At 61.6% G+C, this 22470-nt stretch carries 19 protein-coding genes and 1 tRNA gene; 9 read left to right on the top strand and 11 right to left on the bottom strand.

The features are described from left to right. Positions 1-11: 11 nt before the first annotated feature. The gene (locus tag ACAty_RS03510) at positions 12-2234 is read left to right on the top strand and encodes a TonB-dependent receptor (RefSeq protein ID WP_004870881.1); all 2223 of its coding nucleotides are present in this window, start codon (positions 12-14) and stop codon (positions 2232-2234) included. Positions 2235-2248: 14 nt separating this feature from the next. Here ACAty_RS03510 and ACAty_RS03505 read toward each other — a convergent pair whose 3' ends face one another. After that, positions 2249-2992, bottom strand: a complete 744-nt coding sequence (locus ACAty_RS03505; protein WP_004870880.1) for a response regulator — start codon at positions 2990-2992, stop codon at positions 2249-2251. A 767-nt stretch (positions 2993-3759) separates the two neighbouring features. On the opposite strand from ACAty_RS03505, the gene orn reads away from it, so the two are divergent. Next, positions 3760-4362 carry an oligoribonuclease gene (orn, locus tag ACAty_RS03500; protein ID WP_004870878.1) on the top strand — a complete coding sequence of 201 codons (603 nt, stop codon included), beginning with the start codon at positions 3760-3762 and terminating at the stop codon, positions 4360-4362. A gap of 25 nt (positions 4363-4387) precedes the next feature. Here the strand turns inward: orn and ACAty_RS03495 are convergent, their stop codons facing one another. Next, a complete protein-coding gene (locus ACAty_RS03495; RefSeq protein WP_004870876.1) occupies positions 4388-4627 on the bottom strand; it encodes a hypothetical protein in 240 nt (79 codons plus the stop codon). A gap of 14 nt (positions 4628-4641) precedes the next feature. Here ACAty_RS03495 and ACAty_RS03490 point away from each other — a divergent pair, with 14 nt between their 5' ends. Together ACAty_RS03490 and ACAty_RS03485 are read left to right on the top strand one after the other, a co-directional pair. Continuing rightward, entirely contained in the window at positions 4642-5733 is a 1092-nt protein-coding gene (locus tag ACAty_RS03490; protein WP_004870873.1) for an LLM class flavin-dependent oxidoreductase, read from the top strand. Further along, the gene (locus tag ACAty_RS03485) at positions 5733-6671 is read left to right on the top strand and encodes an NAD-dependent epimerase/dehydratase family protein (RefSeq protein WP_004870870.1); all 939 of its coding nucleotides are present in this window, start codon (positions 5733-5735) and stop codon (positions 6669-6671) included. The genes ACAty_RS03490 and ACAty_RS03485 overlap by 1 nt, the downstream gene beginning before the upstream one ends. Here ACAty_RS03485 and ACAty_RS03480 read toward each other — a convergent pair. Continuing rightward, complete coding sequence (locus tag ACAty_RS03480; protein ID WP_004870868.1) at positions 6656-7549, bottom strand: uracil-DNA glycosylase; 894 nt, start codon at positions 7547-7549, stop codon at positions 6656-6658. The two genes, ACAty_RS03485 and ACAty_RS03480, sit on opposite strands and share 16 nt — an antisense overlap. Before the next feature lie 113 nt (positions 7550-7662). On the opposite strand from ACAty_RS03480, the gene ACAty_RS03475 reads away from it, so the two are divergent. Together ACAty_RS03475 and ACAty_RS03470 are read left to right on the top strand one after the other, a co-directional pair. Then, positions 7663-8022 (top strand): DUF4870 domain-containing protein, encoded by a 360-nt coding sequence (locus ACAty_RS03475; RefSeq protein WP_004870866.1) that lies wholly within the window; start codon positions 7663-7665, stop codon positions 8020-8022. Between the two features lie 99 nt (positions 8023-8121). After that, positions 8122-9975: an ATP-binding cassette domain-containing protein gene (locus ACAty_RS03470; RefSeq protein ID WP_226824468.1), complete on the top strand. Its 1854-nt coding sequence runs from the start codon at positions 8122-8124 to the stop codon at positions 9973-9975. Here the strand turns inward: ACAty_RS03470 and ACAty_RS03465 are convergent. The 7 genes from ACAty_RS03465 to ACAty_RS03435 form a co-directional block, all read right to left on the bottom strand. Beyond that, entirely contained in the window at positions 9967-10266 is a 300-nt protein-coding gene (locus ACAty_RS03465) for a hypothetical protein (RefSeq protein WP_004870861.1), read from the bottom strand. The genes ACAty_RS03470 and ACAty_RS03465 overlap by 9 nt on opposite strands. Before the next feature lie 5 nt (positions 10267-10271). Then, the gene (locus tag ACAty_RS03460) at positions 10272-10583 is read right to left on the bottom strand and encodes a hypothetical protein (RefSeq protein WP_014002407.1); all 312 of its coding nucleotides are present in this window, start codon (positions 10581-10583) and stop codon (positions 10272-10274) included. Then, positions 10583-12337 carry a peptidoglycan D,D-transpeptidase FtsI family protein gene (locus tag ACAty_RS03455; RefSeq protein ID WP_004870858.1) on the bottom strand — a complete coding sequence of 585 codons (1755 nt, stop codon included), beginning with the start codon at positions 12335-12337 and terminating at the stop codon, positions 10583-10585. Before ACAty_RS03455 ends, ACAty_RS03460 begins: the two co-directional genes overlap by 1 nt. 258 nt (positions 12338-12595) lie before the next feature. After that, positions 12596-12672 (bottom strand) — tRNA-Pro (locus ACAty_RS03450). Positions 12673-12675: 3 nt separating this feature from the next. Then, positions 12676-13644, bottom strand: coding sequence for a polyprenyl synthetase family protein (locus ACAty_RS03445; protein WP_004870857.1), 969 nt, complete (start codon positions 13642-13644; stop codon positions 12676-12678). Positions 13645-13825: 181 nt separating this feature from the next. Continuing rightward, entirely contained in the window at positions 13826-15412 is a 1587-nt protein-coding gene (locus ACAty_RS03440; protein WP_004870855.1) for an APC family permease, read from the bottom strand. Between the two features lie 21 nt (positions 15413-15433). Further along, positions 15434-16585 (bottom strand): outer membrane beta-barrel protein, encoded by a 1152-nt coding sequence (locus ACAty_RS03435; protein ID WP_038471617.1) that lies wholly within the window; start codon positions 16583-16585, stop codon positions 15434-15436. Positions 16586-16923: 338 nt separating this feature from the next. On the opposite strand from ACAty_RS03435, the gene ACAty_RS03430 reads away from it, so the two are divergent. After that, complete coding sequence (locus tag ACAty_RS03430) at positions 16924-17124, top strand: YgaP family membrane protein (protein WP_004870852.1); 201 nt, start codon at positions 16924-16926, stop codon at positions 17122-17124. A gap of 50 nt (positions 17125-17174) precedes the next feature. Here ACAty_RS03430 and ACAty_RS03425 read toward each other — a convergent pair whose 3' ends face one another. After that, entirely contained in the window at positions 17175-17819 is a 645-nt protein-coding gene (locus tag ACAty_RS03425) for a hypothetical protein (protein ID WP_014002405.1), read from the bottom strand. Positions 17820-18114: 295 nt separating this feature from the next. On the opposite strand from ACAty_RS03425, the gene carA reads away from it, so the two are divergent. Together carA and carB are read left to right on the top strand one after the other, a co-directional pair. Then, positions 18115-19245 (top strand): glutamine-hydrolyzing carbamoyl-phosphate synthase small subunit, encoded by a 1131-nt coding sequence (gene carA / locus ACAty_RS03420; RefSeq protein ID WP_004870846.1) that lies wholly within the window; start codon positions 18115-18117, stop codon positions 19243-19245. Further along, positions 19238-22468 (top strand): carbamoyl-phosphate synthase large subunit, encoded by a 3231-nt coding sequence (gene carB / locus ACAty_RS03415; RefSeq protein WP_004870844.1) that lies wholly within the window; start codon positions 19238-19240, stop codon positions 22466-22468. Before carA ends, carB begins: the two co-directional genes overlap by 8 nt. Positions 22469-22470: the final 2 nt, after the last annotated feature.

Raw genomic sequence — 22470 nt, 5'->3', positions numbered from 1 at the left:
GAGCGTCAACCGTGTTTTCTCATACCGTCAAAACCTTGCAGATCGCCGTCCTGATCGCGCTGGCCCCGGGAATGGCCCATGCCGCCGACTCCCTGGGCACGGTGACCGCCGCCGAAGCGGGCTCCGCCGACGCCGGAGGCTCGACCCAAAGCTATGGGCCCCAGAGCGCTCCGGCACTGGCCCCGGGCAAGTCGCCCCTATCGGCCACGGAGCCCACCACCGTCCTGGATTCCCACTACATCGAAAACGCCGTGATGGGCGATGCGGATTTCAACCAGATTGCCAACCTCGCTCCGGGCGTATCCGGCGGCTTCAACAGTAACGGTCCGGGTGTCGGCGAATCCAAACTGAACCTTCGCGGTTTTAGTGATGGTGAGTTCAACATGACCTACGACGGTATCCCCTTCGGCGATACCAACGATTTCACGCACCATTCCACGGCGTATTTTCCCGCTTCCACCATCGATCGTGTCGTCGTCGAGCGCGGCCCCGGCAACGCCGACAATTTGGGTTACGCCACCTTCGGCGGCTCCGTCAATCTCTTCTCCCCGGACCCCAGCGCCAAGGCCTCCGGCAAGCTGGGATTCCTTTACGGTTCCAACAATACTCTGCTATTCAAGGCTCGTGCCAACAGTGGTGCCCTGCCCTGGCCGGGTGGTGCACGTTATCTCGTCAATTACCAGCACAAGAGCAGCGACGGCTATCAGACCTTTTCCCCCGTCAAAGGCGACAACGTCCTGTTCAAAATGTTTGTGCCCCTGGGTGAAAGTACCCTGGTCACGCTCTTGAGCACATTCAACTGGAACACCTACTACCAATCCGATGCTACCAAAGGCCAGCTCACCGAGTCGCAGGCTTTACGTTATGGCAAGGATTTTGCTCTGGGGGATAACCCGCTTCTGGCCAATTATTACGCCTACAATCGTACGGAAAAGCACACGGGCTTCAGTTATATTCGCGTGCAGAGCGCGCTTGCCGAGGGCTTTTCTCTGGACAACTCGGTCTATTATTACTTCTACCACAATAGTACCCTATCCAGTTCCAGCAAGGATCCGTTGGCGGGCTTGAGCAGTGTCGTCCTCGCCAACGGAAAAAAGGTTCAGGGTATACCAGGATACGACAAACTCAACGGCTATTGGCTCGTGGGTAATATCCTGCGTCTGAACAAAGACTGGTCCTTTGGCCGTGCCACGGCAGGTCTTTGGGTCGAAACGGGTGCCACCCAGCGCGGACGCGTGGATTACGACCTGCTGACGGGAGCACCCAATTTCGATCAGAAGGCCGTTCCTGGCATTATTAGCGGAATCAACAACGTACAGTTCGATCAGCATTCGGGCACACGCAACCTTCAGCCCTTTGCCCAGTTTGCCTGGCGGCCCACGGAATCCTTGACCGTCACACCCGGCGTCAAGTACATACGCTTCACCCGGAGCATGAGCGCCCTCATCAATCAGAAATCACGCCTGCCGGCTTTCTATTCCCAGAGCTATCACAGCACCCTACCTTTCCTGACAGTCAATTACCGCCTCGACAAGGAAAATTCCGCCTACCTGCAGTTTGCCAAAGGATTCCTGGCTCCTCCCCTGGACGTTCTCCAGACGGCCAATGGTGAAAAAAATCGCTTGAATCCCGAAACCACCACCAATTACCAAGTGGGCTTCAATCACCAGTCCGAACACTGGGTCTGGGATGCCGATGTGTACTACATCGACTTCAACAACCGCTACGCCATAGATCCCAACTCTCCTCTGAGCGACCCGTATTACTACAACCAGGGCGGGGTGATCTACAAAGGGGTGGAGGGCGAGGTCACCTATGCCCTAGGCAACGGTCTGGCACTCTACGCCAATGGCTCCATCAACAGCGCCAAATCCAAGGAGACGAACAAGACCATTTCCGCCGCGCCCCTGTACACGGCAGCGGCGGCGGTCCTTTACGATGCCAAACCTTACCACTTTGCCCTCGTCTACAAGCGCACTGGACGCCAGTATGTCCGGGACGATGCTCAGTATCCTCTCCCCGCCCTGAATAACGTGGACCTCAAACTGGGTTACGACATCGTCCCACCCACGCCGATGATCAAAAACCTGCGGCTCGGCTTCGATATCTACAACCTGACGGATGAGCGTGGGGTGTACCAGGCCAAGGTCAAGGGCCCGCAACCCTCGCCCAGCGACACCTTCAACTTCCAGGCGCCGCGCTCGTTCTACGGCAGTGTGACGGCAAGCTTCTGAGTCTGGGTACCAGGTCAGCCGGCGATGTCCCGGGGGATATCGCCGGCAGAAGATTTAAGCCCCGTGCCGCCTTCGTTTTCCCTGGGCACGAAGCGATAACCCACTCCCCGTTCCGTGCGCAGAAACCGCGGTTGGCGCGGATTTTCTTCGATGAGTTTGCGCAGTCGTGTCACCCGCACATCGATGCTCCGGTCAAAACGACCGTCATCGTCTCCGCCCAAGGCTTGCAAGAGGTGGTCTCGGCTCAGCGCACGATTGGGTCGTTGGGCAAAAACCAACAAAAGGTCCATCTCCGCCGGACTGAGTTCCACGACCTCACCCTCACGGAACAGCCGCCTCTCAACCAGGTCCAGCACGAAGGGACCGAAGTGCAGCACCCTTCCGGAGTCGCCGCGACCTGCACGACGCAACAGGACTCGCAGGCGCGCCAGCAACTCACGGGCGTTGAAAGGCTTGGCAAGATAGTCCTCCACCCCGCTCTCGAGGCCGTGGATACGTTCCTCTTCCTCACCCCTGGCCGACAGCATGAGGATGGGCGGACCGGATTTGGCCCGAAGTTCCCGAACTAGGCTGATGCCGTCCTGCCCTCCCGGCAACATCCAGTCCATCACCACCACGTCGACGGGTTCGGCCGCCAGTTGCTGCCACATCTCCCGGCCGTTACTGGCGGTGCGCACCACCATGCCCTCGGCCTGCAGAAAGTCCTGCAGCAGAGCCGCCAGTCTTTGGTCATCGTCGACGATGAGCACCACGGCCACGCGCTTCCGACTCCTTGCCCATGAATCTGGAAATAATTCTGAAACAATTCTCGGCAATAATCCAGCCATTCGCGTTCGGTAGGGGGTCGTTTGTGGCGCTCTTCGACGCGGTTCTCGTTGTTTTGCGGCTATTGGACGGGCCTCGTGCCCGTCACTTTTTTGTGACCGCCACAGAGCCGAGACAAGCCCGCAGCCTCAGATGGTGCTTACATGCTGCACCTACTGCACACTCCCCCGCAGACGCCAGTTCGTCTCTGGTCCGCAGCAGCATCCTTGGCGAAGCGGCAAGCAGCGCGACGGCATTCGTACTCCCATCGATTCCAACCACCCTGAAATATTCTGGAAACATTAATCCAGCATACTGCAACGCAATGAAGCTTAGTGACCCAAACCTCAAAATGTGATGGAGCGACAGACATAGGTGCGGCCGAAGATTCGAGCCAGAACCCAGCAGATTTAGCGGTTGTTTTGCGGCTATTGGACGGGCTCTCTAGCCCGTCTTTTTTTCTTGGTCTGGAGGAATCCAGAAAGCGATCGTTCTGAAATAATCCGGAAATATTCGGGGAGTACTTTATAGCTGGATAGGACACCAAATCCATACCTGAACAGGGGTCTGGCTTGGCATGGAACAAAGGGCGATGGTTTCGCCAGTGTCCCCACGATTTTTGTAGCGGTTGTTTTGCGGCTATTGGACGGGCTCTTGAGCCCGTCTTTTTTTACCCCAAGCGTACCGTGCTAAACTGCCCCCGACCATTGAGGAGCAGGGTATGGATCCGAAAACACAGCGCCTGGTCTGGATCGATCTCGAGATGACGGGTCTGAACCCGGAGCGGGACCAGATACTAGAGATTGCCAGCATCGTCACCGACAATGAGCTTCGGGTTCTTAGCGAAGGGCCGGTTCTGGCGGTCCATCAGAGCGAGGCGGTGCTCGCCGCCATGGACGACTGGAATCAGCGTACCCACGGGAACTCCGGCCTCGTTCAGCGGGTGCGTGAAAGTCGCCTCGACCTCGGCGCCGTGGAGGCCCAGACCCTGGACTTCCTGCAAGCCCACGTTCAGCCGGGTACGGCGCCGCTGTGCGGCAATAGCGTCTGTCAGGATCGGCGTTTCCTAGCTCGCCTCATGCCTCGTCTCGAGCGCTTTCTCCACTACCGCCTCATCGACGTCAGTACCATCAAGGAGCTAGCCTACCGCTGGTATCCCAGCCTACCACGCTATCCCAAGACCGAGCGTCACGAGGCCCTGGCCGATATCCGCGAATCCATCGGCGAACTGCAGTACTACCGCGAGCGGCTGTTTCCGGAACGCCCCTTCGTGGCCAGAACGATGGGAGGTTTTGGGGAGGCGGACGACGCCGAACTGCCTTGACCGCCGGGAGGTACCACCGTCCGGATCATTTCACCGGTGTGGGCAGATTGCGAACGCGGTCCACCGGCACGAAAATCTCCCGGTCTTCATCGAGGAGCAGGCAGCGTAGCCTATCTCCACCAGCCGAAGACTCCAAAGCCAAAGGGAGCACACGCTCGTAGTAATGCATGCCGCTGTCGGGGTCCTCCCAGTGCAGGCGCATCTGTTCCGATGTTAGAATGGCAATCTGTAGTCGCTCGGCAATGTGGGGCGGCGTCACGGACATGGGGACTCCCGATCATGCAGGTGGATCTCTTCTACGAGCTTGCGGTACCCGAGCATCTCGGGCGCTCCGAGGCGCAAGTCTACCACGAAACCCTGGCGGAACTGGCACTGGCCGATCGCCTCGGCTTTCACGGCGCCTGGTTCGTGGAGCACCACTTCATGCGCCAATACTCGCACTCCAGCGCACCTGAGGTATTCCTGGGCGCGGCAAGCCAGCGCACCGAGCGGCTCCGCCTCGGCCATGCCGTCGTCGTGCTGCCATACCAGCACGCGGTGCGCGTCGCCGAAAAGGCAGCGGCCCTGGATATTCTCAGTGGCGGACGCCTGGAGCTCGGCCTGGGAAGGGGCTTCTCGCCCAAGGAATACGGCCTCTTCGGCAGCGACATGGCGCAGAGTCGGCGCCACCTGGAGGAGGGCCTCGCCATCCTGCGCCGGGCGCCCGGCAGTGCTTTCAGCCATCACGGGGAACTCTACGATTTCGACGACCTCGATATTCTGCCCAAGCCCGTACAGCGCCCACACCCCCCATTGTGGGTAGCAGCGGTGAGCCCACCCAGCTTTCAATGGGCAGCGAAGGAAGGCATCGGTGTCTTGAGCGGCCCTTTCAAGCCCTGGTTTCTCATCAAACAGGATCTGAAGGCCTACCGTCGTGCCTGGCGGGAACATCACGGTGCGGGCGTGCCCATGCCCGGACAGAATCCGCGCTTTGCCATGACCATCGGCTGCCTCTGCCTCGAGAACGAGCAAGAAGCGCGGCAACTGGCCGCGGGCTTCGCCTGGTATTACCAGCGGCTCCTCGACCAGACCCGCCCAGTCCTCGCCCAGCTGCGGGAAAGCTACGAGTATTATCACCGTCTCGGCTTCCTCGAGCCGCTCCTGCGTCGTGGCCTGAGCCTGAGCCTTCTGGAAAATCTGGGTATGGTGGTCGTGGGTAACCCCACCAGTTGCCGGCGCAAACTGGCCCGCTATGCGCGCGCTGGAGTGGATCGTCTGATACTCGCCGTGGGCGCTGGCATGGTGTCCAGCGAGATTACCCAGCGCTCCCTGGAAATACTGGCCAAAGAGGTCTTGCCCGGCCTGCAGCACGAGACCGCCGACGCCGCCTGATGCGAATCCTGGTCACCGGCGCCGCCGGCCACACCGGCAGACTGCTCGTTGCGGAGCTCCTTCGTCGCTGTCCTGAACACGAGCTGGTGGCGCTGGATTGGGCGGCACCCACGCAGACGCACCCGAGGCTGCGCTGGCTGCAGCGCGATCTACGCGACCCCGGTCTGGCAGAGCTGCTCGTGGGCATTGATGTCGTCGTACATCTGGCCTTCGTGGTGCTGAGCCCCCATCTCGGTTGGAGCAAAAAATGGCGGCACACCATGGCGGCGAGCAATCGGCAGGGGATGCGAGCGCTTCTCGCGGCGATGCGTACGGCCGGGGTTCAGCGACTCATCTACAGCAGCAGTGTGGCCGTCTACGGCGCCTGGGCCGATAATCCGGTCATCCTCCGCGAGGACCATGCGCTGCGACCAAACCCCGGCTTCGCCTACGCCGAGGACAAGGTAGCGGTGGAGCAGCTTCTGGATGCATTCAGCGCCAGCCATCCGCCCTTGCGCATCACCCGGCTGCGTCTGCACGCCATCATCGGGCCCGCTGCGCAACCCCTGGTCAATGCCATCGCCACGAGTCCATTGGGTCTACGCCTGCCCAATCCCGATCTGCCCCTGCAATGCATCCATGAGCAAGACGCCATAGCTGCCATGCTGGTGGCCCTCGCTCAGGACCAACCGGGCACCTACAACATTGCTGCGCCGAATCCCGTCCCCTGGTCGTCCATCCCGCGGCTCTGGCAGCTGCCGCTGTCGCCCCGACAGATGCACCGGATTCATGGACGCCTGCGTCCTTTCGTCCGCTTCCTGGGCGATCCCGGCTGGCTGCTGGGTCTGGAACACCCACTGGTCGTGGACTGCCGCAAGGCCGAGACGGAGCTCGGCTGGCACGCGCAGTACGATGTCGCTCAAGCCATCGCGTCGGTGCGTGGTCAATCCTTGGGATAAACCGAGAGCGCGAGTTTCAGGTCTTCCCAGACCTTGCGCTTTTCCAGCGGGTTGCGTAGCAGATAAGCCGGGTGGTAGGTCACCACCAGGGGGATGCCGCGATACTCCCAGACGCGCCCACGCAGTTGCCCGATGGGGGTGCTGGTTTGCAGCAGCGACTGCGCAGCGAAGCGCCCCAGGGCAACCAAGATGCGCGGCTGGACCAAAGCGATCTGCCTTTCCAGATAGGGTAGGCAGGACCGCACCTCCGGCCCCAAGGGATCACGATTGTTGGGCGGACGGCACTTGAGCACATTGGCGATGTAGACCTCCCGTGCGCGACTCAGGGACATGGCCGCCAGCATGGCATCCAGAAGCTGGCCGCCGCGACCGACAAAGGCTTCACCGCGACGATCCTCCTCTGCGCCCGGGGCCTCGCCCACGAAACACCAGGATCCCTCGGGACTGCCAGCTCCCACCACCGCGTTTTGCCGAGTGCTGCCCAGACTGCAGGCACGGCAGGTTTCGATACGCTCTTTCAGTGCTTGCCAGTCCATGGCGGAGATGGCTTGCCGACGGACCTGGTCCCGATCCGCAGGCATCACCTCCATAGGCTCAACCGCCAAAGGCTCATGTTCCTGCTCCTCGGCACTGGCCGGATCGATCACCAGCGCGGCTGTCGCGGCGGTCACCTTTGGCTCAGAGCGGGCTACCTCTGGGATTGGGGGAGCCGGCGCAAGGGCCGGAAGGCTTGGTGTGCCCTTGCCGGCCAGCGCCGTGGGTCTCGGATCCGCATCGGTACCCGGGCCCGGGAGCGGAAAGCCGGCAAGATCGAGGCCCAGGACCTCAAAGAAGAGGCGTTGGCGCCGATTCATGAACCACGACCACGGACCGCCCATTCATGGCATTTTCCATGCCATGGCCATGCCGAAGGCAAGCTCAAAAAATGCTGGACTGGAGATGGATAGACCATTAAAATTTCGACTGAAAACCTCAGCGAAGGGAGCGTAACATGGAACAACCAGAGCAGGCCATTTCCACCGTCCGTCCGAGTTCCGAGGACACCAATACCGCGACCATCGTCCACCTCAGCGGAATCCTCTTCGGCATCATCGTCCCCTTGGTGCTCTACCTTGTCAAGAAAGACAGTGCCAGCCCATGGTTGCGCGGCCAGATACTGGAAGCCCTGAATTTCCAGCTCACTTTGCTTATCGCTTATCTGATCTCTGGGATTCTGAGCTTGCTGCTCGTCGGTCTCCTATTCTTTGGCCTTCTGATTCTCGTCAATCTCGTGTTCTGCATTTTGGCCGCAGTCCAGGCCAGCAGTGGTGCGGATTACCGCTATCCTCTCGCCCTACGCCTGTTGAAGTGATCCTCCTTGCCCCACGGACGCTTGGCCTCTAAGCTGTGAAGCCGGTTCGCGAGAGCGGGCCGGGGACGTACCGGGCTGAGGAGACGATATACCGTGGGGATGGTTTTACAGTTGGACCAAGGTCAGGTCGAATGGGGCGGCCGCGCACTTCTGGATCGCGCCGATCTCGTACTCGAGGCCGGTGAACGGGTAGGTCTCATCGGTCGCAATGGCGAGGGTAAATCCACCCTGCTGCAGGTGCTTGCGGGTCTGTATCCCCTGGACGGCGGCCGGCTTTCCTGGTCCACCGGCCTGCATGCCGCCTATCTTGCCCAGGATCCGGACCTGCCCGAGGACGTCGATCTGCTGGCCGCCATTCGCGTGGGACACCCTCTGCACCAGCTTGCGGAGTCGGATCAGGGGAGCGCCATGGAGCTGGCGGATCAGCCGGAATTCTGGACCATCTCGGCTCGGGCCGAGAGTTTGCGCGATCAACTGGGCCTGCCGGAGTCCGGGCGTATCGCCGCGCTCTCGGGCGGACAGCGCAAGCGGGTGGCCATTGCCCAGGCCCTCATGGGCGAGCCGGATCTGCTTTTTTTGGATGAGCCCACCAATCACCTGGACCTCGCCGGTATAGCTACCCTGGAGAGAACACTCGCCCGATATCGTGGAACCCTGATGTTCATCACCCACGATCGGCGCTTTCTCGATCGCCTCGCCACCCGCATCGTCGAGTTGGATCGCGGCAAGCTCAGCAGCTTTCCCGGCAGCTTCCGCGATTACCTCAAGCGTAAGGAGGAGATGCTTGCAGCGGAAGCGGCGGAGGCAGAGCGCCTGGAGGGCCAGTTGGCCGAGGAAGAGGCCTGGTTGCGTCAAGGGGTCAAGGCGAGGGCCAAGCGCAATCAGGGCCGTCTGCGGCGCCTGGAGCGTCTGCGCGATGAGCGCAGGCAAAGGCGCCAGCGGCTTGGCACAGCACGCCTGGATATTGCCGCCGCCGAGCGTTCCGGCAGTCTGGTCGCGGAATTGACCCAGGTTTCCTTCGCCTACGACGATCGTCCCATCGTCAAGGATCTGTCCATTCGTATCGAACGCGGCGACAGGCTAGGTATCATCGGGCCTAACGGCGTCGGCAAGACGACTTTGTTGCGCCTGCTTTTGGGACAGCTGACCCCGCACAGTGGCCAGGTACGTCGCGGTACGCGGCTGGAAATCGCCTATTTCGACCAGTTTCGCGCCCAACTCGATCCAGAAAGTCGCGTCGTGGACGCCGTAGCCGATGGCAGCGATTTCTTGGACATTGGCGGGGAACGCCGCCATGTCCTGAGCTACCTGCAAGATTTTCTGTTCCCACCCAGTCGCGCTCGCGGACCCATCAAGGCCCTCTCGGGAGGCGAACGCGCCCGCCTGCTGCTGGCCAGGCTCTTTGCCCGTCCCGCAAATCTCTTGGTTCTGGATGAGCCTACCAATGACCTCGATCTGGAGACCCTCGAAGTGCTGGAGGAGCGCCTTCAGACCTTTCCGGGCACCGTGATTCTCGTTTCACACGACCGTGAGTTCATCGACCAGGTGGCGACGCAGGTGCTGGTGAGCCGCGGCGGTGGGCGCTGGCTCGGCATGGCAGGCGGCTATAGCGACTGGGAGGAATGGCAGCGGCAGACGGAGAACGACCCGTCGCGCGCGGAGGAGACCAGGGGAACACCCGCTCGCAATGCCCCACGCGAGAGGGATAGGCCGCGCAAGTCGGGTCTGAGCTATCGTGAGCAGCAGGCACTCCAGCAACTGCCGGCACAGATCGAGGCCCTGGAGGCACGTCAGGAGCGCATTGCCGCCGCACTTGCCAACCCGGATGTCTACCGCGAGCCGGACCGTCTCAAAAGCATTCAGGAAGAGGCCGAGACCGTCGCGGCGGAGCTGGATGCCGCCTACGCCCGCTGGGCGATGTTGGAGAGCAAGGCAGAAGCTGCGTCAGGGTGAACGGCGCAAGCGCGCCCACAGGCCCAGAGCGACGCCATCCACCAGCGCCAGCAGCAGGGATGCCACAAGACCCAGCGAGAGGCTGGTCCAGGGTCCAGGAGGCTGCACCGGATCTGGAAGGAACCCGTGCCACTGCCAGGCTATACCCCAAAGATCGTAGGACAGCAGCAAAGCGGGAATAAGCAGCAGACCATCGACGGCCAGCAGCATCAGCACGGCCAGAAGCACCAGCAGCACCAAGGCAACGCCGCGTAGAAGCGGGCGCAAATCCGGGATCGGACTACCTGGCATGGGACTCAACCGCGGTAGACCCAAAGGAGCACATCCCGCCGCGGAAGCTGCACGCGACGGCCTTTGGAAAAATACAGCTCGGCGCTGGGGAGAAAGGCCGCTGCGCTACTGACCGGGTTGGCACGGAATGCTCCGGGCCAGTCCGGCGCGGCGTGTACCTCCAGGCCTGCGGCTTGCAGCACATGCGCGCCCGCCGCATCGACGTAGATGTGCGCGATGGGAATACGCGTATTCAGCGCGACGACGAGGATTCCCACCAGTATCAGGGCAACGCCGGACACGAGCGTCGCCGCAACCCATCGATCCAGTCTACTCATCACTTGCCGCCTCCTTCCGCCCAGATCTCCGCCTGCGTGGTGGTGACATTGGCGTCCTTGCTCACACAGGCGCGCGAACCGCACCAGCGCGGTGCGATATCGAGCCGCTGCAGCGCGTGGCGCATGGTCACCCGAAAAACGGGTGCCGATTCTACCCCGCCGAAATTCCAGTAGCGGGTGCTTCCCCGCAACGATACCGCCATGACGAGGTCTGGTGCAAAACCCGGAGCAAAACCGACAAAGGTGGCATTGGTCTTCTTTTTGTTGAAGCCGCCTTTGCCGTTGGCAAGATTGGCCGTACCCGTCTTGCCGGCGACCGAGTAGCCCGGAATGGCTGCCAATATACCCGTGCCGTTGGCCGCACACACCCCTTCGAGCCAGTGCCGCAACCGATCGGCAATGGCGGCCGGCATGATACGCCGGGATTGACCCGTCTGTCCCGCCACCAGCACCGGTTGCACGTGGTAGCCGCCGTTGGCAATGGCGGCATAGCCCTCCGCCAACTGCAGGGTCGTCACCGACACTCCATACCCCAGGGCGATGGTAGCGTGCCGCGCGCGATCCCAGCTCTGCGCTGGCGGCAATACCCCAGCCGTTGCCTCATCAAAGCCCAGCGGCGCCGGCTCGCCGAAACCCGCGGCCCGGTACATCTGGGCGATAGCCTCTGCGGGTGTACGCAGGGCGATCTTAGCGGCCCCCACGTCGCTGGAATACTTGAGGATATGCGCTACATCCAGCTCCCGATGCACCACGTCGTCGCGGATGCAGAAGCCGCCCACGGGTAGGCAATGGGCAACGTCGAAGCGCTGATCCGGGCGAATGCTGCCCGTGGCCAAGGCCGCCGCCACCATGAAGGGTTTCATCACCGAACCGGGCTCAAAGGCCTGATGCACGGCATTGTTGACGTAGTCCGACGGATTCGTACAGCCATCGCGGGTGTTGGGATTGCAGGAGGGCACACTGACCATGGCAAGGATCTGTCCGGAATGCACGTTCATGACCACGGCTGAACCGTTCTCGGCACCAAAATGTTTTTGTGCCGCCCGCAGGGTCATGTACGCCCAGTACTGGATCTGCGGGTCGATGGTCAGATGCAGGTCATGGCCGTTCACCGGCGGCCGCGGCCTGCCCAGCACGCGCAGCACCTCGCCCTTGCCGTCGACGAGTACCTTTTCCCGACCCGGCTGTCCGCTCAACCAGCTGTCGTAGCCACGTTCGAGACCTGCGGCCCCGTGATGGTCCAGGTGGACCAAACCGATCAGGGCGGTGGTCACCGGTCCCAGGGGATAATAGCTGCGACTGGTTTTTTGCACATACAATCCGGGCACGTGCAGAGCCGAGATCTCCCGCCCCAGCTGCGGCAGAACCTGGCGCTCCAGATAGGCAAAGTCCGCGCCGCCCGCCTTGACCCGCTCGGCGAGCTCTGCCGGCGTCAAGCCCAAGACCTGCGCAACCCTTGGCCACTCGGCCTTCTCGCGGGAGAAAATGCGCGGATCTGCCCACACCGTTACCGCCGGAACGTTGACCGCCAAGGCCTGCCCGTTGTCGGCGAGGATGCTGCCGCGCTGTGCGGGCAGGGGCCGTTCCTGGATCATCCGGATGGCGCCCTGACTGCGCAGGCGCTGCGACAACCAGCCCTGCACCTCGGCATCGCGGGCAAGCACCGCGGCAAAGGCCAGGGCGATCACGGCGAAGAGCGCCGCGGCGCGCCAGCCAGGAAGCTTTCTTTGAAAGTTGCGGGGATCCTTGGACATGGCTCAGCGACTCTGCGGTGCATGCAAGGGACAATCGGATTCCGTACAGTCGTGGGCTGCAGTGTAGCGTTGGCAGCGGGGGCACTCGCGTAAGGACTCTAGTGGGCGGGTGATGTGGGGAGTCGGGCGGCGACGGCGCCATTGCCACCAGAGGAAAACGGCCGCAGCAGCCAAGATCAGGATTTTCCACATACGATCACTTCCGCGGCCCTATCCATCGCCCCGGGGTAGCCCGAGGGTAGGCAGTGCTTTTGTCAATGGTCGGGGCGAGAGGATTCGAACCTCCGACATCCGCCTCCCGAAGGCGGCGCTCTACCAGGCTGAGCCACGCCCCGAAATCAGTACTCTCTCTGCACCGAAAAACGCGCCAGAAACTCCAAGGCATCGCGTTCGGGACCGGGTCCGAAATGCCTGAGGCAATCCACCGCCGCTTCCGCCCGCTCCCGTGCAGATTGCAAAGTGTAGTCAATCGCCCCGGTTCTGGCAATGATCTCGAGGACTGCGGGCAAGTGCTCGCGACGGTCATCGCCCAGGGCCGCGCGCAGCACTTCCCGATCCTGCGGGCGAGCGCGCTGCATGGCAACGATATACGGTAAGGTCGCCTTGCCATCCACGAGGTCATCCCCCGGGTTTTTGCCCATGGTGGCGGCTTCCGCCTGATAATCCAGGGCGTCGTCCATCAGCTGAAACGCAACGCCCACGAGGGAGCCATAACGCGCCAGAGCCAATTCCTGCTCCGGCTCCATGGCATTGACGATGGCGCCAATACGGGCAGCGGCCTCAAAAAGCTTGGCGGTCTTGGCGGCAATCACCGCAAAGTAGGCCTCGGCGTCCAGATCAGGATCGTCGGCATTCTCCAGTTGTGCCACTTCGCCCTGGGAGATGACGCTGGTGGCCTCGGCCATGGTGGCCATGATGCGCATGTCGCCATCTTCCACCATCATCTCGAAGGAACGGGCGTAGAGGAAATCGCCGACCAGAACGGCCGCGGCATTTCCCCACAGTTGATTCGCCGTGGCGTGATTGCGCCGCAGTTCCGAGCCATCCACCACGTCGTCGTGGAGCAGGGTCGCACTGTGGATGAATTCCACCACCGCCGCCAACGGTATGGGGCGCGGTCCACGCTCACCGCCCATGCGCGCCGCCAGCAACAGGATGATGGGCCGCAGACGCTTGCCACCGGCATTGATGAGATAGGCACCCATGGCCGGAATAGTGGGCACACCCGACTGGATTTGCTCATGGATGACCCGATTGACCGCTTGCATGTCTGCCTCGACCAGGCCTTTGACCGTATCAAAATCCATGAGTACTCGTCTCCAGAGATGAAACCGGTTCGCGGCTCGCGCCCCGAGGAATCGGGATTGTCCTCAGCGCTCCAGAAGCTTGTCAAGAAAAATACGTGAACACCACGATAAAAGGGGCGATCCCACTGGATCGCCCCAGAAAACGAGCGCCTGGCGCCCGTCGAGCAGCCCTTGGCAACGGTCAGAGCGAGATGCCCTCCTCGGCCATGGCCGCAAAGTAATCCGCCACGCGGCCGTCGGGAACCGTCACCTTGAGCGCCCAGAACATGCTCACCAGCGCGAGCACGGCGACGGCCAGCATCGACCAGTAAAAGCCGATCTCACCAATGCCGCCCAGTACCTTGGGGCCAAGGTAAGAGAGCACCCAAAGACCGATGAAGTACGGGAAAATCCAGGTGATGTTGAAAAATCCCGACTCCTCTCCGGGACGCCCACCCCGCACCAGACGCACAATCCCATAGATGGCGAGAATGCCGAAGAGGACGGCAAAAATGTAGGTAAGAGCGTGAAATCCGCCCCAAAAAGCAACGAGCGAGGAGAGAATGAAGGCCACTGGCGCGATGACGTTGGCAGCCCAAAGCCGGAAAGGCCGCTCCAGATCCGGCACCGAACGACGCAACTGCAGAAGCACGATGGGCCCAATGCCGTAGGTGATGACGGAGATGGTGGTAATGAAACCCACCATTTTCTGCCACGAAGGGAAAGGCAGGAAATAGAGGCAACCGATGACATAGGCGACAATGACGCCAACCCAGGGTACCCCGTTGGCGCTGATGCGGGTAAAAATGGGCGGACCTGCTTTCACTTCGCCGTTCGCCACCACGGCCCGCGCCGCCGATGTGGCATAGACAAAGGCCGTTCCACCGGGGGAAATCAACGCGTCGGCATAGATCAGGATGGCCAACCAACCGATCCCCAGCATGGTGGATATGGCTGCAAAAGGACCAAACAGACCCTTGAAGTCCAGATGTTGCCAACCGTGGACGATCTGACTGGGCGGCATACTGACGATGAAGGCCCATTGCAGACCGACGTATACGAGAGCACCGATGGCGATGGCACCGATGACCGCCCCGGGAATGTGCTTGCCAGGCTCCCGACTCTCTCCTCCCAACTCGATGGCCTGGCGGAACCCCAAGTAGCTGAAGACGATCCCTGAGGACGCCACGGCCACGAACATCCCGTGCACGCTACTGTGCCAGTCCATGACGTGCAAATTTTCCGGATGATAACTCGTCAGAACCAACACGATGATGGTCAGGATGGGTACCCCGAGTTTCCACCAGCCGATCCCGGTAAAGAGCTGGGCGACGCGCTTGATACCCAAAAAGTTGAGTAGAAACATAAGCCCCAGCAGGACAATGGCGGCGATGACCCCGGTGACACTCAAAAGGCCCGTATTACCCTGCAACAAGCCCGGCAGATAATTGTTGGCGTAGGTCAATACCGCCACCACTTCCACGGGTGCAATGGCGATGTAGAACATGAACAACAACCACGCCCAGATCTTCCCCAGCAAATTGCCGTGTACCACATTGGCAATGTGGGCCGCGGCTCCGGCGCGAGGGAAGAGCGGCCCCACTTCCGCGTAGGTCAGGCCCAGCAAGAGGATGGTCAAGGCCCCGATGAGCCAGGAAAAAATGCTCAGGGGTCCGGCCGTCTGCGCCGCGACCAAGGGGCCAAACAACCATCCGGAGCCAATTATCCCACCGAGGCTTGCGAAGATGAGCCCCGAAAAGCCGACATCGCGTTTCAGTTTTCCCGACATGGCAGAAATTCCTTATCGTGTTTAGAGCAAGAAGCCGACGTTGACCATGGCCACAAATTGATTTGGTGCGGTCCCGTTCTGTCCAAAAACATCACCCGTCTGGTAATGATAGACGTGGACATAGCTCAGATCGCCTTCCGCAAACCAGTGCTTATACTGATAGATGGGCGACAGCGTCAGGGATACGGCGCGGCTGCCCGGACCATAACCCATACCGTTGTTGGGGTTGGCTACGGCGGCCTGGTCGCTGTAGGCGATGTAATCCACCCGCGTGCTCAAGGAGTAATGCGGAGTGAAGGCATAATTGGCATCGATACTGGCACCGTACTGATCGCCGTGGCTACGTCCCCCGCGCCGGGTTGCCAAAAGCTTCTGGTATTGCAGGTAGCCGAAGACATTCCAGCGATTGCCGCTGTAGTTGTAACCGAGCAGGTAGAAATCGGAGTTGTTGAGATAACTTGAAGCTGCCGACGTAGAGTAGCCGGTGCGTCCCAGATTTCCGCCCGCCTGGGTGATGACCGTGCTGGCCTTGCTGACGCTATAGGCAATCTGACCGACGGCCCAATTGTAGCGGTTGGAATACGGACCATCGGTCCAGGCCAGGGAAGCCGCCACCGGACCCAGGGTATAGTTGGCTTGAATACCCCGCGTAACGGTTTGTTGTTGCGCGCCGGTCAGCCCGAACTCGATGCCATAGGAGTCCGAAATCAGTGCCGTCAATGGCGTGATCCCAGGGATGGCAGGCAATTTACCGATCTGAATATTGAAGTTCTTGCTGGGAGTGTACTGAATGTATGCCAAAGGCAACGGACCGAATGTCGCGTTGATGATGTTACCCGTCGAACTTGGCGGCTGGCCAACCACGTAAAAGTTATAGGCACCACCTTCCAGATAAAATTGCCAGGTTCCCGTGTCCTTGGAAATGGAAATGAGGGCATCGCTCACCGCCGCACTGAAGGTTTTACCTGCCGGTCCAGAAGCCCCCGGATAAACATTGCTCTGCGCTCTCCCGGCGAAAGCGAACAGTCCACCAACCTGCACCTGCCCCAGTGGTCCGGCGTGGATATTGATACTCGGGGGCATGGCCGGAAGTACCGCGGCGAGGGCCGGGGGAGTGAACAGCAGAAAAGGCAGGGACAAGGATGTCGCAATTAGCGGTATGGTTTTGGGCATGATGTTTCTCGCTTTTTATTGAGCTCCAGGAAATCCGACGGTGCCGGGCTCCAGGCTCCGGATCGCGGTCCGTACCCCCTTTAAGCGCAGGGAGCATAAGGAGATTACTACACCATCGTGGCCACAGGTCAAGTCTCGTCATTTATTCCATCTATCATCAACCGCATATTATATATGGAATTACTGATGCCGTGGGTTTGGGTTCTGGACGCATCGCGGAGTGAATGCGCTCCGCGGATTTCTCCACCTGGACGAGCTTGCCTCGGTCGATTGTGGACTTTGGCACCGAGATCGACGATGCTACGTGTTGGTCGTTTCCAACCTTGGGAGGATGTCCAATGCGCGTCAATGAAGGCAGCATCGATCGTTTTCTGCGGGTGGTAATAGGAATAGTGCTCATCGCCCTGGTATTTGTTGGGCCGAAGACCCCCTGGGGCTGGATCGGTCTCCTACCGCTGGTCACTGGCCTGGTCGGCTTTTGTCCGGCTTATGCCCTCTTCGGCATACGCACATGCAAGCTGTCCAGACCCAAAGCCTGATGCCCTGAACCGAGCTTTCACACGCCCCTCGATGTATTGCTAGGGGCGGGCTAGGGTCGGGAGTTCAGGCCAACAGACTCCTTCCACTGCTGCATCTGTCCAATCAGGGGTGACTGCGCGCAAGCACTGGCCGAGAGGCTGCTGCACGCGCTCGCCCACTGGCTCGTCACATCAAAAAATCGGGCCGCCGCCTTGACCTGCTCGGCCCGGGCTCCAACCTCCTCTCTGCTCAGTCGATGGTAGCGCGCGGCGCGTCCCTGTGCCCAGGAAGAGACACTCTGCCAGCAACGACTTTGGGCCTCACCACTGAGCTCTGCGCAATGGGCGCTTTCCGTGCGCGCCTGGCGCAGATCCGCCTGCCACTGGCTGGGAAAGTCGGCAGCAGCTAGGGGCCCGGATGCCGCCGGCGCCTGCGTGGCGACGGGCGGATTTTCCACACCACCGGCGACCTTGGGCGGTACGCTGGACGTGGGTGCCGCGGGTACCGCCACCGGGGGAACCGCCGAGAGACTGCGCGGCGGTACAGGAGGCCTTGGCTGCGCATACACGGATGGTGCGGGAGGAGACAAAGACGCCTCGGCATTCGGAGCATAAAAATGGTAGGCCGGGGTATCGGACGGCAGCCCATTATTGGTGGCGCAACCCGAGAGCGCCAACAACGCGAGCCACCCCAGACGCGAACGTGCAATGCGCATTTCTCTTCCTACGGTTGGAGAACAGTGTGTAGTATATCCGACAAGCCAATGGGGATCAGCCACGGGCCCGGCACGGATGCCGTACCAGGGTGAAGACTCGAGGACAGGTACCAACCAGCCACACGCGAGCAACGAGGGGGCCGTCGCCCGATGCTCTCGACCGCGGTGTGGCAACGCGTGCATCCCCAATTGACCCCGCGCTGTCCCCTACCTAAAATGCACGAAACGACGGGAGGCTCTGCCCTCCCTTTTTTGCAGCCTGTGCGCAGAGGGTGACGAGGTGCAGGGAGTTCTGGTGCTGGCAGACGGAAAGGTCTTTCACGGACACGGCTTCGGTGCGCCGGGCCTGGCTGTGGGCGAAATCTGCTTCAATACCGCCATGACGGGCTACCAGGAGATTCTCACGGATCCCTCCTACCGCGGCCAGATCGTCACCCTCACCTATCCCCACATCGGTAATACGGGATGCAATGGTGAGGATGCGGAGGGACGCGGCATCTTCTGCTCTGCCCTGGTCGTGCGCAATCGTCCGCGTGCACCCAGCAGCTGGCGCAGCGAAGAGGGTCTGGAGGACTACTTGCGTCGACACGGCATCCCTGCCATCGCTGAGCTGGATACGCGTGCGTTGACTCGACATCTGCGTGAGGGTGGTGCGCAAAACGCCGCCCTCATGGTAGGACCCGATGCGGACCCAGAAAAAGCACTGGCGGCGGCTCGTGCCTTTCCCGGCCTCGAGGGCGCCGACCTCATCGCCGAGGTGGCCACGGCCCAGAGCCAGAGCTGGGACCAGGCCAGCGGTGCACCGCGAGAAGGCTATCGGGCGCAGCCGCGGACGAACCTCCCCCACCACGTCGTCGTCTACGACTTCGGCGCCAAGCGCAATATCCTGCGCCTTCTGGCCGACCGAGGCTGTCGCGCCACCCTGGTCCCGCCGCAAACACCCGTCGCCGAGGTCCTTGCCCTGCGGCCCGATGGCGTGCTGTTTTCCAATGGTCCTGGTGATCCGGCGGTGTTGCATGAGGCCCGCGCCCGCATGGCGGCATTCCTCGAGCACGATCTGCCATTGTTCGGACTGTGCTTGGGTCATCAGATCCTTGGACTCACTCTGGGTGCCCGCAGCCTGAAAATGAAATTCGGCCACCACGGAGCCAACCACCCCGTGCAGGATCTGCGCTCCGGCCGCGTGCTCATCACCAGCCAAAACCACGGCTTCGCCATTGACGCCGACACGCTGCCCGCCCGCGTGGAGGTCACCCACCGCTCCCTCTTCGATGGTAGTCTGCAGGGGATGCGGCTGCGGGACAGGCCCGTCTTTTCCTTCCAGGGTCACCCGGAAGCTGGTCCCGGTCCCCACGATGCGGCGTGCATCTTCGACGACTTCGTTGCCAGCTTCCGCTCATCCCAAGAGAAGCGCATCCATGGCTAAGCGTAAGGATATCCACAGCGTCCTCCTGATCGGCGCTGGGCCCATCGTCATCGGTCAAGCCTGTGAGTTCGACTACTCCGGCGTGCAGGCCTGCAAGGCCCTGCGCGAGGAGGGTTGCCGCGTCATTCTGGTCAACTCCAACCCAGCCACCATCATGACCGATCCGGACACGGCAGATGCCGTCTACATCGAGCCGGTGGAGTGGCAGACGGTGGCCAAGATCATCGAGCGCGAGCGGCCCGACGCCCTTCTCCCCACCATGGGCGGCCAGACGGCCCTCAACTGTGCCTTGGATCTCCACCGCGAGGGCATACTGGAACGCTTCGGGGTCGAACTCATCGGCGCCAGTATCGAGGCCATCCAAGAGGCCGAAGACCGGGGCCGCTTCAAGCGCGCCATGGAGGAAATCGGTCTCGAAGTGGCCCGCTCCGCCTTCGCCCACACCCTCGACGAGGCTCGGGCCATCGCCGAGGATGTGGGCTTCCCGGTCATCATCCGTCCCTCCTACACCCTGGGCGGGAGCGGCGGCGGTATCGCCTACAACCGCGAGGAGTTTGAAGACATCGCCGCCCGCGGACTGGAAGCAAGCCCCAGCCACGAGATCCTCATCGAGGAATCGGTGATCGGCTGGAAAGAGTTCGAGATGGAAGTGGTCCGTGACCGCGCCGACAACTGCATCATCGTCTGCTCCATCGAAAACCTGGATCCCATGGGTATCCACACCGGCGATTCCATTACCGTTGCCCCGGCCCAGACCCTCACGGATCGGGAATACCAGGTCATGCGCGATGCCTCCCTTGCCGTGCTGCGGCGGATTGGCGTGGACACGGGTGGCTCCAATGTCCAGTTTGCGCTGAATCCACGCAATGGACGGATGCTGGTCATCGAAATGAATCCCCGAGTATCCCGTTCTTCGGCTCTGGCCTCCAAGGCGACGGGTTTCCCCATCGCCAAGATCGCGGCCAAGCTTGCTCTGGGTTACACCCTGGACGAATTGCGCAACGACATCACGCGGGCGACGCCCGCCAGTTTTGAGCCCACCATCGACTACGTGGTCACCAAGATCCCGCGCTTCGCCTTCGAGAAGTTCCCGGAGGCGGACAGCCATCTCACCACCCAGATGAAATCCGTGGGTGAGGTCATGGCCATGGGGCGCAGCTTTCAGGAATCCCTGCAAAAAGCCCTGCGCGGACTGGAGACGGGGGTGTACGGGCTCGACGAAAAACTGGACCTGCGCGAGCCCGAGGCCCTGCCCCGCCTCGAACAGGAGCTGCGCAATGCCGGGCCCGAACGCCTGTGGTACATTGCCGATGCCTTTCGGCGGGGCTGGACACTGGAGCAGGTGCAGGCCCTCACCCACATCGACCCCTGGTTCCTGGAACAGATCGCCGAAATCGTGGTCACGGAAGAGTCGTTGCGCGGCCTGCCCCTGGCGAGCCTCGATCGCGAGCGTCTGCTCGGTCTCAAGCGCATGGGTTTCTCGGACCGTCGTCTGGCCCGGCTTTTGGGTTGTCGTGAGTCCCTGTTGCGCGAGCACCGCCACAAACTGGGTCTACGGCCCGTCTACAAACGCGTGGACACCTGCGCCGCCGAGTTTCCCTCGCCAACTCCCTATCTCTATTCCAGCTACGAAGCCGAATGTGAGGCAGCTCCCAGCGATCGCCGCAAGATCGTGATTCTCGGTGGTGGACCCAATCGTATCGGTCAGGGCATCGAATTCGACTACTGCTGTGTGCATGCTGCCATGGCCCTGCGCACCGATGGTTTCGAAACCATCATGGTCAACTGCAACCCGGAAACCGTCTCGACGGACTACGACACCTCGGATCGCCTCTACTTTGAACCATTGACCCTGGAAGACGTCCTGGAAATCGTGGCTCTGGAAAAACCTGAGGGAGTCATCGTTCAGTTTGGCGGACAGACGCCCCTGAAGCTCGCCAACGACCTCGAGTCTGCCGGGGTGCCCATCATCGGTACCAGTCCCGACTCCATCGACCTCGCCGAAGATCGCGAGCGCTTTCAGCAACTCATCACCCGCTTGGGCCTGCGCCAGCCCGAAAACGCCATCGCCCGCAGCGCCGACGAGGCACTGCAACTGGCACGTCAGCTAGGCTACCCCTTGGTGGTGCGGCCTTCCTACGTGCTGGGCGGGCGTGCCATGCGCATCGTCTACAGCGAGGAAGATCTTGCGCGCTACATGGTCGAGGCCGTCCGCGTATCGGAAGATCAGCCCATTCTCCTCGATCGCTTTCTCAACGACGCCCTGGAAGTGGATGTGGACGCCGTCGCCGACGGCAAGCAGGTCGTCGTGGCCGGCATCATGGAACACATCGAACAGGCCGGGGTACACAGCGGTGACTCTGCCTGCTGTCTGCCGCCCTACTCCCTCGCTCAGCCGATTCAGGACGAGTTGCGACGACAGGCGGAGTGTCTGGGCCAGGCCCTCGGTGTGATCGGGCTGATGAATTGCCAGTTCGCGGTGCAGGAGGATCGCATCTACGTCCTGGAGGTCAACCCCCGCGCCTCGCGGACGGTACCTTTCGTCTCCAAGGCCTGTGGCGTGCCCCTGGCCAAGATCGCGGCCCGCGCCATGAGTGGTCAGAGTCTGGCGGATCAAGGGGTGAGCGCCATCGCCGCCGGTCCCCACTTCAGCGTCAAAGAGGCAGTCTTTCCCTTCATCAAGTTCCCGGGCGTGGATGTGCTGCTTGGCCCGGAAATGAAATCCACGGGCGAGGTCATGGGCATCGGCAAGAGCTTCGGCGAGGCTTTCCTCAAGGCCCAGATCGCTGCCGGCGAGCACTTTCCGCGCTCCGGTACCGTGTTCCTCAGCGTGCGCGACGCCGACAAGCCCGTTGCTGCGCGCATAGCCCGGGATTTGCGGGCACTGGGTTTCTCGCTGTTGGCGACCCACGGCACCGCTAGCCATTTGCAGGCGCAGGGCATCGACTGCGCCCGGGTAAACAAGGTCACGGAAGGGCGTCCGCACATTGTCGACGCCATCAAGAACGGCAAGGTGCAGATCATCATCAACACCGTGGACGAGCGCCAGTCGGTGCGCGACTCCTACAGTATCCGCCGCGCCGCCCTGCAGATGGGCTTGACCTACTACACCACATTGGCGGGCGCCAGCGCCGGGACGGCTGCCCTGCGGGTGCTCCTCCAAGGCGACTGGACCGTCGAGAAGCTTCAGGATCTGGCTTTCGCAACACCCCATATGAGGTAACT

This window comes from Acidithiobacillus caldus ATCC 51756 (assembly GCF_000175575.2).
Taxonomy (GTDB): Bacteria; Pseudomonadota; Gammaproteobacteria; order Acidithiobacillales; family Acidithiobacillaceae; genus Acidithiobacillus_A; species Acidithiobacillus_A caldus.
Note: the sequence above shows the minus strand (reverse complement) of the source record. Positions and strands in the feature narration are given on the sequence as shown.